Annotated in this window: 12 protein-coding genes; 7 read left to right on the top strand and 5 right to left on the bottom strand. The window is 69.9% G+C overall.

What is annotated here, in order from left to right; genetic code table 11:
* The first annotated feature begins 254 nt into the window (after window positions 1-254).
* A complete protein-coding gene (locus WMF11_RS39555) occupies window positions 255-1,574 on the top strand; it encodes a peptidylglycine alpha-amidating monooxygenase (protein WP_437974481.1) in 1,320 nt (439 codons plus the stop codon).
* Between the two features lie 274 nt (window positions 1,575-1,848).
* On the opposite strand, the gene WMF11_RS39550 is transcribed toward WMF11_RS39555, so the two are convergent.
* On the bottom strand, window positions 1,849-2,397 hold the full coding sequence (locus tag WMF11_RS39550) for a TetR/AcrR family transcriptional regulator (RefSeq protein ID WP_437904319.1): 549 nt from the start codon (window positions 2,395-2,397) through the stop codon (window positions 1,849-1,851).
* A 298-nt stretch (window positions 2,398-2,695) separates the two neighbouring features.
* On the opposite strand from WMF11_RS39550, the gene WMF11_RS39545 reads away from it, so the two are divergent.
* From WMF11_RS39545 to WMF11_RS39530, 4 genes are all read left to right on the top strand, one after another.
* The gene (locus tag WMF11_RS39545) at window positions 2,696-3,766 is read left to right on the top strand and encodes an NAD-dependent epimerase/dehydratase family protein (RefSeq protein WP_437974480.1); all 1,071 of its coding nucleotides are present in this window, start codon (window positions 2,696-2,698) and stop codon (window positions 3,764-3,766) included.
* Complete coding sequence (locus WMF11_RS39540) at window positions 3,766-4,371, top strand: hypothetical protein (protein ID WP_437974479.1); 606 nt, start codon at window positions 3,766-3,768, stop codon at window positions 4,369-4,371. Before WMF11_RS39545 ends, WMF11_RS39540 begins: the two co-directional genes overlap by 1 nt.
* Complete coding sequence (locus WMF11_RS39535) at window positions 4,368-5,303, top strand: MBL fold metallo-hydrolase (protein WP_437974478.1); 936 nt, start codon at window positions 4,368-4,370, stop codon at window positions 5,301-5,303. Before WMF11_RS39540 ends, WMF11_RS39535 begins: the two co-directional genes overlap by 4 nt.
* 234 nt (window positions 5,304-5,537) lie before the next feature.
* Complete coding sequence (locus WMF11_RS39530; RefSeq protein ID WP_437974477.1) at window positions 5,538-5,642, top strand: DUF4215 domain-containing protein; 105 nt, start codon at window positions 5,538-5,540, stop codon at window positions 5,640-5,642.
* A gap of 45 nt (window positions 5,643-5,687) precedes the next feature.
* Here the strand turns inward: WMF11_RS39530 and WMF11_RS39525 are convergent, their stop codons facing one another.
* From WMF11_RS39525 to WMF11_RS39510, 4 genes are all read right to left on the bottom strand, one after another.
* Window positions 5,688-6,617 carry a hypothetical protein gene (locus WMF11_RS39525; RefSeq protein WP_437904313.1) on the bottom strand — a complete coding sequence of 310 codons (930 nt, stop codon included), beginning with the start codon at window positions 6,615-6,617 and terminating at the stop codon, window positions 5,688-5,690.
* Between the two features lie 133 nt (window positions 6,618-6,750).
* Window positions 6,751-7,212 (bottom strand): hypothetical protein, encoded by a 462-nt coding sequence (locus WMF11_RS39520; protein ID WP_437974476.1) that lies wholly within the window; start codon window positions 7,210-7,212, stop codon window positions 6,751-6,753.
* Complete coding sequence (locus tag WMF11_RS39515) at window positions 7,209-7,946, bottom strand: hypothetical protein (RefSeq protein WP_437974475.1); 738 nt, start codon at window positions 7,944-7,946, stop codon at window positions 7,209-7,211. The genes WMF11_RS39520 and WMF11_RS39515 overlap by 4 nt, the downstream gene beginning before the upstream one ends.
* Window positions 7,943-10,552 carry a TonB family protein gene (locus tag WMF11_RS39510; protein ID WP_437974474.1) on the bottom strand — a complete coding sequence of 870 codons (2,610 nt, stop codon included), beginning with the start codon at window positions 10,550-10,552 and terminating at the stop codon, window positions 7,943-7,945. The genes WMF11_RS39515 and WMF11_RS39510 overlap by 4 nt, the downstream gene beginning before the upstream one ends.
* 186 nt (window positions 10,553-10,738) lie before the next feature.
* On the opposite strand from WMF11_RS39510, the gene WMF11_RS39505 reads away from it, so the two are divergent.
* The gene (locus WMF11_RS39505; RefSeq protein ID WP_437974473.1) at window positions 10,739-11,155 is read left to right on the top strand and encodes a hypothetical protein; all 417 of its coding nucleotides are present in this window, start codon (window positions 10,739-10,741) and stop codon (window positions 11,153-11,155) included.
* Window positions 11,156-11,481: 326 nt separating this feature from the next.
* Entirely contained in the window at window positions 11,482-12,252 is a 771-nt protein-coding gene (locus WMF11_RS39500; protein ID WP_437974472.1) for a hypothetical protein, read from the top strand.
* The last annotated feature ends 22 nt before the right edge of the window (window positions 12,253-12,274 follow it).

Genomic DNA, 12,274 nt, shown 5'->3' with positions numbered 1-12,274 from the left:
TCGGAGCGAGCGGGCACTCACCGAAGTAGCACCGACGCCAGGTCGCCGGCCCGTCCGTAGACCTGGGTCGCCGGTGCTCTCACGCGCCAAGTCTCCTGCTGTTCTCGGGAGCTCGCGGCGCGCGTGCTTCTTCCACCCGATTCGACGGCGTTCTTCGGAATCTCGGTCTTCGACCGCCCTTCCGAAACGCTGCAGATCAGCGCTCGATCCCCTCGAACGCCGATTCAGGTCGCACTTTTGCCCGAGGAGCTCGCATGAATCGTAGTCATTACTTGTTCTCGGCGCTGTCCTTCCTATCCGCTCTCGTGGTCGTCGCGTGCAGCGACGCCGAGAAGGGCAGCAGCGGCTCATCCGGCTCCGGTCCGGAGAACGGCGACGCGGAAGCGCTGCCGTGCGACGTCGACAAGATCCTCTCCACGAAGTGCCAGACCTGTCACGGGGCGTCCCCGAAGTTCGGCGCGCCGTTCCCGCTGGTCGACCGGAGCGATCTGGTCGCGCCCGCGGTGAGCGATCCCAACAAGAAGGTCTACGAGCTCGTCGCCGCACGCGCCCGCGACACCGCGCGCCCCATGCCTCCGCCCCCAACCGAGCCCCTGACCGCCGCGGAGCTCGCGATCTTCGATCAATGGATCGCCGCCGGCATGCCGGCCGGTAAAGACACGTGCGTCGACCCGGGCGACGGCGGAACCCTCAACCCTCCGACCCTGAGCTGCACACCGGATGTCCTGCTAGCGCCGTCCGCGCCTTACGTCATGCCGAAGGACGTCCAGGACCAGTATATGTGTTATGGGGTCGATGTAGAGATCGGCCAGAAACGACACCTCGTCGGGGTCGCGCCCCGCATCGACAACAGCACCATTGTGCACCATATCCTGCTCTTCAAGGCGGATGAGGCGTCTCCCTCGACGCCCACGCCGTGCGATGGGGGCGACATCATGGGGCCTCTTCTGGCCGTCTGGGCGCCCGGCGGCAAGGCCACGGAGCTGCCGCTGGAGGCGGGCTTCCCGCTGGAAGGCACGGCACACTTCACAATCCAGGTGCACTACAGCAACATCAAGGGCCTCGACGGGCAGCAAGACAGCACCGGCTTCGACGTCTGCACGACGACGGAGCTCCGCCCCAACGACGCCGGCATCTTCATGTTCGGCACAGAAGACATCAACATCCCGCCTCACGGCTCGCTCGACGTGAGATGCGATTACCAGTTCCCGCAGGATATGGGGGCGATTTCGGTGATCGGTGTCATGCCGCACATGCACACCCTCGGCAAGCACCTGTCGAGCAACACGGTGCCCACGGATGGCAGCGAGCCGAGCAACCTGGGGCTCGCCGATCCGTGGAACTTCGACAACCAGATCTGGTACGACAACGATACCATCCTTCGAGGCGGCGACACCGTGAGGACGCGTTGCGCGTGGGACAACCCGGGCAACCGTGCCGTGAAGTTCGGGGACCGGACGCAGGATGAGATGTGTTATAATTTCGTGATGTACTATCCGGCTCAAGAGCTGGAGTCAAAGGTGGAGGACTTGACTTCTCCGACGGAAGACGTGTCCTGTGTGACGACAAGATAGACCAGCTCGTGCAAGACGCGCGGGTATAGCTGTACCCTACTGAGCTCGTCCAAACGGCCGGATGGCGAGGAATGGCCCGGGAGAAAGCCGCACAGGGCTCGCACCCGGGTCAACCGCTTCATGAGCGCCTGTTCCTGCCGCGCCAGCTCCACCGGCGGCAACCATCGTTCCACCCGTGCACCTCCGGATGCGGACGAGATCATGGCCCGGCGAGGCCGTCGAGCGCTTCCATCGAAGCGCTCGGGATCACCGCAAAATCAAACGGATCGGTTCCCTAGGCCTTTCCAAAGAGCTCGCGGAAGAGCGCGTCGAGCGCCGCCCGGGTTGTCTGCCGACTTGGCGACGTGCCCGTCGGGCTCGCGACGATCGAGAGCGCGAGCCCCTGGATGACGGCCCAGACGTGCTCCGCGGCCTGTTCGACCGGCACACACAGCGCATCGCTCTTCGCGCAGCGCTCGATGCGGTGCCGCATCAGCGCGTACGCCTGCGAGAACATCGAAGGGAGCTCGACCGCACGCGCCATGACGGCCGCCGTAACTGCTGGATGCGCGACGACAAATTCGAGCACCTGCTCGCAGCTCGCGCGGAGGTCCGCGACGGGATCGGACGTCTGCGCGAGCGCACGCTTCTTCGCCATGAACTTCTCGAGCGCGACGGCATGGACCGCCGACAGGAGCCCGTCACGGTTGCCGAAGTGATGGTAGAGGGTCGGCATCGTGACGCCCGCTTCCTCGCAGACCCGCCGTGTCGTGAGCGCGGACGCTCCCTCCTCTTCGAGCACGCGGTACGCGACGTCCAGCAGCGTATTCTTCACATCGGCCATCGATGGAGGGTAGCACAGCTACCCTGGCGCCCCATCGGCTTTCAGCTCCGACATAGCGCCGTCGCGTCCGAGCAGGCGATCGTGGATCGGATGTCCGGTCTTCGATCGCATCGTCGGCAAGGGCGCCGCACGATGGACGCGCCCTCAAATTCCGTCCTAGTTGGAAACGTGCGCTCGGCAGCCTCTTCGCGACGCTCCCGAGGCGCCCTCAGTAAATAATATAGCGACGCTATAGACGCAGCGTATAGCTGTGATATATTAACTCTCGCCGGCCGACACCGGCAGGAAGAGTGCAGAGATGGCCGAACTCATTTTCGTCACTGGAGGTAGCGGCTTCGTAGGCGCCGCCATCATTCGGGCAATGGTCTCCGCGGGGCACCGCGTGCGTGCGCTCGCGCGCAGCGAGGAGAGCGCCCGAACCGTTTCATCGCTCGGCGCCGAGCCGGTCCCAGGCGATCTCGACGACGAGCGGTCGCTCGCGGCGGGGATGCGGGGTTCGACCGTCGTCGTGCACGCCGCCGCATCGCTGACCAGCGGCGTACGCTATCGCGACCACGAACGGACGAACGTGGAAGGCACGCGAAGGGTACTGACCTGCGCGCGCCAGGCCAAGGCTCGGCGGTTCATCTACGTCAGCGCGGCGTCCATCGTCGTCGAGCCGGGCCGCCCTACCCACGGCGACGAGACGCTCCCCGTCGTGCATCACCGGTCGATGCCGTACAGCGCGACCAAGGGCCTCGCGGAGAGGATCGTGCTGGAGGCGAACGTCAGCGAAATGTCGACCGTCGCCGTCCGCCCTCCGTTCCTCTGGGGCGAGGGCGCACCGTCGATCGGGCACATCGCCCACGCGTTCCACGAAGGACGCTTCATGTGGATCGGTGGCGGCGAGTATGCCTACAGCGTTTGCCACGTCGACAACCTCGCAAGCGCGGTCGCCCGCGCCGTGGACCATGGCCTGGGCGGAAAGGCCTACTTCGTGACCGACGACGACGTGACGAGCATGCGTCAGTTCTTCACGGACGTGATCGAGGCGACGGGCCAACCGGCCAAAGCGCGGGCCGTCCCGTACTGGTTCGGAGCCCTGCTGGCGCGGATGATGGGCCTCGTCTTCGCGCTGTTCAGACCCGGCAAGCAACCGCCTCTCAGCCTCGAGACCGTTCGGCTGATCGGCAAGCGCCTCGAGCTCTCGAACGCGCTCGCGAAGCGCGAGCTGGGCTACGTGCCCGAGGTTTCGCGCGAGGTCGGCGTTTCGCGATTGCGAGCAACGGCGTCGAACAAGCTCGTCCGACACGGCTCGACGCACGCCGCGGCGCTCAGACGGCTCGGCAAGCCGTACGGGGACATCGTCGACGGGACGGAAGAGGGCTAGTGTTCACCCCTCGGGTTCGAGTCCGCCAGCCCACGATCGCGATCGCAGCGGCATTTGTGATCGCCTCGATCTTGAATCCTCAAGCGGCCGGCGCGGTCGAGACGCCATCGGCGCAGCAGCCTTCCCCGCGCGTCCTTCCAGCTTCCGAGGTTCTGTGGCCGCTGCTGCAATTGGTGCCCAGTCCTGAGATCACTTTCGGCGACGGGAGAGTGTCCGGAGGCCTTCGGTGGGAGCTCAGTCCATTTCTCTACTCCTTCGGGCTTCGCGAGCCGAGGACGCGCGTTCGCGCATTCTTCGTCCCGCCTTCGGCTCGGTTCACGGGCTCACTCGAGCTCGTGGGATCGGCCGAATACGCACCCGGGCCGCCTGAAACCAGCGACTGGGTCGGCCGACTGGGCGTGCGCATCAACGTGCCGCTCGTCGAGCGAGGCGAGGCGCTGGCCTTGTCCGTGGGCACCGCGGCATTTCTGAGCGATGGCCACGTACGCCCGTCGTTCGACGTGGCCTTGTTGACGTTGTTCGGAGCGTGCGGAGTGCGCGCCACGTTCTCGCCGGAGCTGGCGGGACGCCAGGTGATCGTGACCCTCGCGCTGAGGTTCTTTTGAAGTCGCTGCACGCCCTGCCGGCCGTCCTCCTGCTTGGTTGCGGCTTTCCTTTTACGTCGACAGCCCGAAACCTCTCGGCGTTGACGGCCACCTCATCGCCAGCGCCCGTGCGCTCGTTGCCCGAAACATCGGCGGCGGGCGTTTCCGTGCTCTGGGTGGGCCATGCGACCGTCCTCATACGAATGGGCGAACGCTATGTTCTCACCGATCCGGTATTCTCACACACCGTCGGGATGCTCTCTCCGCGCCTCGTCGAGCCGGGCATGCCAGTGAATGAAGTCCCGAAGCTAACGGCGACCCTTGTTTCGCACCCGCACTTCGACCACCTCTCGTTTTCGTCGCTCGACGCGCTCGGCGAGCGGACGGGCACCCTTCTTGTGCCTCCTGGGATCCTGGACTACCTGCCGAGGTTTCCTTTTCAGGAGCGTGGCCTCGGCACCTGGTCATCCATCGTCCTCGATGCAGTGAAGATCACGGCGGTACCCTTGCTGCATCCGGGCGGGCGATACGGTCTTGACGAATCCTCGTGCGACGACTGCGCGACGGGATTCGTGCTCGAACACAACGGATGGACGATCTACTTCGGCGGCGATACTGCTTACTCCCCGACCCACTTCGAGGAGACACACCGGAGGTTCCCTCGAATCGACCTCGCGATCCTCCCCATCTGCCCCATCGCTCCTCGCGATTTCATGCGCAAGACGCACATGGATCCGGGCGAAGCGCTTCGCGCCTACCGAATCCTTGGCGCCAGGTGGATGATGCCGATCCACTTCGACACCTTCATCAACTCCGACGACGTCAGGGGCGACTGCTTGAACGAGCTTCACGCGAGCATGGACCAGCTGGGCATCTCCTCGGACGCAGTCGTCGAGCTGAAGATCGGAGAGCGGCGCGTTCTTCTGGAGCGGATCGTACCTCGCGACAAGTAGCCTGGAATTCTCTGCGCCCGTCGACTTCGCGTGGGTGCACATGGCGCTGCGCCGGCCCGGCGTGACGCGGCAGCTGCTGTGGACCGAGTACGCGGAGCGGAGCGGCGTGATCTGCTCGGTCATCGCGGGCGAAGGCAGGGAGGGTGAGCCGGGCAATGATGCGCCGAGCTTCCGCGCGAACGCCGGCGTGGTGGGGAACGACGGCGCGGACGCGCAGCGGGGAGCGCGGGCGCGGTGTGCGGAGACGGCGTGGTGGAGCCGCCGCGGGAGCAATGCGACGACGGCAACACGGATGACGGCGACGGGTGTACGAGCGATTGTCAGATCGGCCCGGCATAGCGCCGTGAGCCTCGTGGGGCGGCGCGGCCCGCCGCTTTCAGCCGATCACGGCAGCACCTTGCGCGTCGGGCACTCGCCGTCGCCCTGGAAATCGCCGAGCGTACGCGCCTGCGCGACGACGTAGTCGTACGCCGTCTCGATCGGGTCCCCGGGCACGGTGATGTTGTACTCGTCGCCGAACACGTCGGTGGCGCTCACCTGCTTGAGCTCCTCGATCGTCGTCTCGCCGTCTCCGTCGAGGTCGCAGTCGGCGACGTACTGCGCGTAGCGCTTCGTCAGCTCCACGCCGGTGGTGATGTTGTCGAAGAACCAGTGATCGCCGTGGATGGTCGGCTTCACGGCGACCGTGCCGCTGGTCGGCACGCCGAAGCCCGTTATCCCGTCCTCGGTCGCGCAGTCGTCGAACGACGTCCCGGCCGAGAAACCCCAGCGGAAGCGCACCTCCTCCGCGGGGACACACGTGTCCCCGGGCGGCGGGCACGACTCGCCGCCCGCCTTCTCGATGACGCCCTCGAAGAACACCGAATAGCCGTTCTCCACCATCAGGGCCACGTCGTCCTCCTTGGTCGGAGGCAACGTCTTCACCCCCTCACGCGCGTTCGGGAGGTCGAAGCCGAAGTGGTTCCAGCGCACCGCGCTCACGTCCTGGAACTCCGCGATCACGTACCGCGTGGCCGGGGCGTTCTTGAGGTCGAGGACGAACACCGAGGGGTCGACGAGCGTCTCGCCCGCGTCCGTGCGCCCCGCGCGCACGTTGCCCACCGTCACGAGGAACTGCGTGTACGTGACCTTCCAGCCGTCGGCGATGTTCTCCTCTCCCGTGCCCGGCTCGAGGCCCTCCGGGATCGTGTCCTCCGGCTCCACGAACACCTGCACCGTGCCGGTCTCCGACGTCGCGCCGTCGTCGCCGCACCCGGCGACGAGCGCGAGCGCGCAGGCCGCCACCACGAACCCTGTTTCTCTCATTCTCTGCATGATCGAGCTCCTGAATCGTCCAGAATCCGCCGTGATCCGACCGAGCGCGCACGGGCGCGCCCGGCGAGCACAGGCCCGCGCTGCGTCGCGCGCCCCGCGCCCGCGTCGTCTCTTGTGATGAGGCCGAGGGGGATCAGGCCGCGGGCGGGGAGCTCTTCGGCGCCAGGATCAGCAGCGGGATGGGCCGGACCTCGGACGAGGACCGGAGCGAGGCCGGACAGAGCACCTCGAGCAGCGTGGCCTCGGCCACGGGGTGCACGGGCGCGCCGAGCTGGCCGCGCAGGGTGAGCACATCGCAGTGGTCGTCGTCGAGGTGGCCCTCCGCGGCACGCTCGGCGACCTCCGCTCCGGGCGAACGGCGCTCGGCGACCTCCGCTCCGGGCGGGCGGCGCGCGGCCTCGTGCAGCGCGGCGGCGGCGGCGACGTGCACGAGCTCGCCGTGCTCGCAGCGCGCGTGGCGGACGAGCAGCGCGTGCGAGAGGCCGCACAGCTGCGCGAGCAACGCGAGCACCACGAGCCAGCGGGCGCCCCAGCCGGCGCGGGGGAGCGCCCGCGCCGGGCCGGCGGCGCCGCCGCCGCCGCGACGGCGCCTCATGGCGCGACCGCCGCGTCGATCCAGCGGAGCTCCGGCAGGCGCTGCGCGGTCATGGCCTTGACCAGCACGTTGTGCGCCTGCGAGCCCGGCGCGATCGCGACCTCGGCCGCGCCGCCCGCGGCCAGCTCGTCGAAGTCGACGCGCGCGATCCACGTGGCCACGTCGAAGCGGACCACCAGGCGGACCGGCTCGGCGCCGACGCGCGCGTCGAGCCCGATGCTCGGCACGGCGTTCTGCCCCGGGTTCTGTGGGACGGCGTCGACCTCGGCCACGAAGTCGAGCACCTGCGCGCCCCGCGTCGCGCGCCCGCGCAGGCGAGCGGAGTGGCCGCCGGGGGCCTCGGGCGCCGGCGTGGGCGACGCCTCGGTCAGGAACCAGTGGACGCCGTAATCGAACGACGCGCTCTGGATCCGCCCCTCGAACCCGTGGACCCGGCCGAGCGGCTGGGGGGCGGGATCGAGCAGGTCGACGCGCGCGATCGAGATCATCTCGGCGACGGCGGCGTCGCAGAGCGTCGCCGCACCGCCGGACGCGGCGCAGAAGTACACAGGCCCGAAGGCGACCGTCGCCTCCTCGAGCTCGACCGTCCACGCGCGCGCGGCGATCGCGCCGGGCGGCGCGGCCTCGGCGATCGCGTCGTAGGAGACCTCGGGCTGGCTCGTGTCGGCGCAGCCGATCGCGGGCGCCGCGAGGAGCAGGAGGAGGGCGCTCGGCGCTGCCAGGCGGTCGTTCATAGGGAGAGCGTCACGTTGCCGAGGATCGTCAGCGGCGGCCCGGCGCTGATGTGCCGCGCCGGCAGCCGCGACGGGACCGGCGTGGTCGGCCAGCTGGAGACGAACGAGTACTCGGCGTCGGCGTACTCGGCGTCGAGCAGGTTCTGCGCCTCGACCCCGACCTCGATCCAGGGCCGGGACGGCGCGTCGCCGCCCCCCGCGCCAAGGCGCCGCCGGAAGGCGAGGGACGCGTCCATCACGAAGACCGGCGCGGCGCGCTGCGCCCTCGGCAGCGGCTGCGGCGAGAGGAACGTCGCGCCGTAGCCGAGCCGCCCCTCGACGGGCGCGCCGGCGATCGCGACGAGCTCCCGCCGGAGCGAGAGGTCCGCGCGCACCACCACGGGCGGCACGAACGGCAGCGGCTCCCCCGGGACGTACGACGGGCTCGGGTCCTCGGGCGTCGGCGCGGGCGGCGCGTCCTTCGTGGCGTGGGTGAACGTCGCGCTGACGGTCGAGACCAGCATGGGGCTGGGCGCCGCCTGAAAATAGAGGACGACCCCGCGGCGGGTCGTCGGCCCGATGAGGCGCATCCTCCCGCCCTCGGTCGGGTCGGCCTCGACGTCCTCGGAGAGGCGCGTCTCGTAAGCGGCCGCGGTCGCGCTGAGGCCCCCGCCGGGGCGCCACGTCGCGCCGACCTCGTAGCTCCTCACGGCCGTGAACGGCGCGTTCTCCCCGTCCTCGAGCCACAGCGCCTGCGGCGAGCGGTAGCCGTGGCCGTAGGACGCGGAGAGGCGCAGCCGGGGCAGCGGATCGACCTCCAGCGTCGCCCGCGGGCCGAAGGCCACGCCCGCCGCCGTGCGCCGGAACCCCACGATGTGCGTCTCCTTCTGGGCCGCCGGGATGAAGTTGCCGAGGCGGTCGTCCACGTCGAACACGAGCAGATCGGCGCGGAGGCCGCCGCGCAGGCGCGCCCAGCGCGCCGGCTCGAGCAGCACGTCGCCGTGCACGCCGATCCCGGTCAGCTGGATCGAGGCGTCGATGCGCCGATCCCACGTCTCGTTCTGGGGTTGGTGGACGAGGTTCTGCGCCTGATCGATCCAGTCGGTCTGCACCTCGGCGCCGAGCGCGGCCTGGCCTGTGAGCCAGGAGGTGACCGGGGCCTCGGGCGTGCTGTAGGTGAAGCCCCCGCCGAGCGCGGCGTCGTGGTTCGACTGCTCGAAGAGGTCGCCGCGGCCGGTCCACGCGGGGCGCTCGCGCGAGCGCTGCATGAAGCCGGTGAAGTTCATCCGGCTCCGGTACCCGGACGCCATCGTCCAGAGCCACGCGCTCTTCCGGGAGCCGTCGTCGTCCGCCCGCTCGACGAGGAGCGCGAGCTGGAGCCGGGTCGCCGCGGCCGACTGCGAGCGCGCCGAGACGTCGGGGTAGGCGTCGTGGAAGTCGACGCGCCCCGCCTCGATGTCGTCCCGCCGGAGCACGCCCGCGAGGTTCGCGCGGGCGCCGTGCGCCGCCACGTGGAGCAGCGCCGAGTACTCGTCCGGCAGCGGCACGCGGTACTGGCCGACCGCGCCGCCCGAGACCGCCCCGCGCGTGCCGTCGCCGAAGCCGTCGGTCGCGCGCACCACGGCGGCCCCGAACGTGTCCTCGGACTGCGTCTCGGGCGCCCAGATCGCGAGCAGCCGCCGGGTGCCGAACGAGCCGAGCGTGCCCTTCAGCAGGAGCCCGCGCTCCTCGACGCCGAGGTCGAAGTACGCGCTGCCCGCGATCGCGAAGTCGCCCTGCTGCGGATCGTAGACGCCCTCGACGACGCGCAGCGACCGCACCACCTCCGGGATGATCACGCCGAGGTCGGCGTAGCCCTGGCCGTGCACGTGCGAGCGCTGGTTCAGCGGGATCGGCCCGACCCGGAGCTCGATGTCCTGGCCGTGCTCGGCCTCGAAGCCGCGCAGGAAGATGCGCTGCGCGACCGCGTCTCCCTCGGGGTGCGCGATGTGGACGCCGGGCGCGGTGCGGAGCAGGTCGGCGGCGGTCGCGTGGGGCGCGGCGGACAGCGCCGCGCGGCCGATCCGGAAGTCGCTCGACGCGCGCCGCGGCGGGTTCGGCCGGCCCTGCACGTGGATCTCGATCGGCTTGCCGGGCTCCGCGACGGCGTGGGGGCCGGCGACGCCGCCGGCGAACTCCTCCACCGGCGCCGGCGGGGCCTTCGGCGGCGGCGCCGGCGCGGACGCGGGCGGCGCGGGCTCGGCCGGCGCCGGCGCGGGCTCCTGCTCGTGGGGGCCGGGCGCGAAGTGGAACGGCACGCGGATCCGCGCCCGCAGCGGCGCGCCGCCGCGCATGGCCGGCGAGAAACGCCACCGCCGCACGGCCTTCATGGCCGCGTCATCGAACGCCGCGCCTCCGGACTCGGCCACGACCGCGTCGCTGACCGTGCCGTCCTTCTCGACCGTGACGAACAGCGTGACCGTCGTGTCGATGCCCTCCGCGAGCCGCTCGGGCGGGTACTCCGGATCCACGTGCTCGAGGATCTGCGGCGCCATGGGCGCTTCGGGCCGCGCCTCAGGCTGCCCGAGCGCCAGAGGCGCGGCGAGGGCGACCGCCGAGAGGCAGCAGAGGAAGGACGGCCAGCGCATGAGCAACCGAGCTCAACGCGACTACCACGCCGCACAGCGGCGCCGCAAGCGCCGCACCGCCGCGCGGCGCGCGCAGACGACGGCGACGGAAGCGCGCGACGTCCGCGCGCGCGGCTTTCCGGCGACAAGTCGCGCCGGTGCAGCGGCGGTCTCGCCGCGGGGCGCGGGGCCGTGTATCGTCTCGTCATGCCGAATGAGACGCTCGTCCAGGCGGTCAAGACCATCGTCGCCCTCGCGCGCGGTGGCGACCTCGACGCGGCCTACAAGGGATACCGCGACCTCTTCCAGAAGCCGGAGTTCCTCAAGCAGCGCCCCGAGGATCAGCGCCAGGTGCTGCGGCTCATGATCCTCGCCAAGGGCGTCCCGTCGACGCCGACCGAGGCGATGATCGACGCCCACCGCGCCGCGGTCCCCGCGCTGACCGAGCTCGTGTCGATCCACGGAGATCCCGGCGACCACGAGCTCCTCGGGCTCTGCCACGTCGTGCTCGGCAACGTCGAGAGCGCCGACAAGATCTTCCGCGCCGGCCTCAAGCTCGAGCGCGAGCGCAACCCGCAGAGCGATCTGTGCGGCACGCTGATGAAGCGGATCTCGCTGCTCTAGCTCCGTACGTCCGGTTCAGCGCGTCCGATCGAGGGGGCGCCGTGCTCGCGTGCCTTGAGGCGCCTCGCCTTGCGGCGGGGCGCCTGCAGCAGCCTGGATCCACGCCGAGCGCGGAGCCTGCACGGTAGCGCGGGCGACGGCGGCGGGGCGCTCCCCTGGGGGGATCGCAGGCCGTCCGACGTGACATGGCGCGCGTGCGTGACGCTCCTCGTGCTCACGCCGCGTGAGATCCTCGCTTCGTGGCGTGGGACGTTCGCGTCCGGATCGTGGCTTTGCCGCCGCCGTCTCCTTCGGCAATGGCCTCGCGGACCGGTTAGGGTGACCTCATGAACAACGGGTGGACGGCGGCGGGTATGGTGTTCTATGGCTGTTTGGCCGGCTGCGGTGGTGCTGAAACGTCACCGGGAGACTGGAAGCAGGTGCTTGCGTCGCTCGATGGCGAGCCGGCGACCTTCTCCTTCTCCTACAGGGCCGATCCGCCGGATGGAGCGATCGTGCGCGCTGCCGTTCATCAGGGGGGGATCGACGCGCCGTGCAGCTTGTACTCCGGATCGGAGACCACCAACGGGGACCTCTGGTATCTATCCGTCACGGCGAACAGCGCGCGCTCCGGCGCCTTCGACATCGTCCCGCAGATGAGCGGAGGGGACGGCTTGCCTGAGCACAGGGACAGCGCGCTCGTGCGCTTGATCGACGTGCGCGGCTGGGAGAAGAGGCGGGTCTACACGGCGCTCTCGGGGACGGTCACGCTGGCGGACGTCCCGCTGGACCTGGAGGAATGGGCGGAGGGGCGGCCGATGGTGATGGACATATCCGCCTCGTTCCCGGACCAGCCCATGCAGAGCCTCGGCTGCTCCGGGGGAGGGAGCGGTGACGGGAGCATGTCTGTCCATCGATGCGAGTGCGGCAGGGAAGACGGCACGACGGTCACCTGCACGCCGGATATGCCAGGACAGGACTGCTGCCTGCGCGACGCCGGTTCGGGCGCGGGAGCGCAGGTCCGGTTGAACGCGGTGGCCCAGCAATGCCCGGACATGTGCAGCTTCACTGATCCGGGGCTGGCCAGGCACTGCCGGGCGCTGAAGGGTGGGAACTGAGAGTCGGGGGAGCGTGATGCCT

This window comes from Sorangium sp. So ce295, from assembly GCF_051527405.1.
Lineage (GTDB): Bacteria > Myxococcota_A > Polyangia > Polyangiales > Polyangiaceae > Sorangium > Sorangium cellulosum_B.
This window is presented reverse-complemented; position numbering and strand designations above follow the sequence as displayed.

What these genes read in the sequence shown, in the direction of transcription:
- WMF11_RS39555 (WP_437974481.1), top strand. Translation starts at nt 255, where the DNA reads ATGAATCGTAGTCATTACTTGTTCTCGGCGCTGTCCTTCCTATCCGCT.
- WMF11_RS39550 (WP_437904319.1), bottom strand. Translation starts at nt 2,397, where the DNA reads ATGGCCGATGTGAAGAATACGCTGCTGGACGTCGCGTACCGCGTGCTC.
- WMF11_RS39545 (WP_437974480.1), top strand. Translation starts at nt 2,696, where the DNA reads ATGGCCGAACTCATTTTCGTCACTGGAGGTAGCGGCTTCGTAGGCGCC.
- WMF11_RS39525 (WP_437904313.1), bottom strand. Translation starts at nt 6,617, where the DNA reads ATGCAGAGAATGAGAGAAACAGGGTTCGTGGTGGCGGCCTGCGCGCTC.
- WMF11_RS39520 (WP_437974476.1), bottom strand. Translation starts at nt 7,212, where the DNA reads ATGAGGCGCCGTCGCGGCGGCGGCGGCGCCGCCGGCCCGGCGCGGGCG.
- WMF11_RS39515 (WP_437974475.1), bottom strand. Translation starts at nt 7,946, where the DNA reads ATGAACGACCGCCTGGCAGCGCCGAGCGCCCTCCTCCTGCTCCTCGCG.
- WMF11_RS39510 (WP_437974474.1), bottom strand. Translation starts at nt 10,552, where the DNA reads ATGCGCTGGCCGTCCTTCCTCTGCTGCCTCTCGGCGGTCGCCCTCGCC.
- WMF11_RS39505 (WP_437974473.1), top strand. Translation starts at nt 10,739, where the DNA reads ATGCCGAATGAGACGCTCGTCCAGGCGGTCAAGACCATCGTCGCCCTC.
- WMF11_RS39500 (WP_437974472.1), top strand. Translation starts at nt 11,482, where the DNA reads ATGAACAACGGGTGGACGGCGGCGGGTATGGTGTTCTATGGCTGTTTG.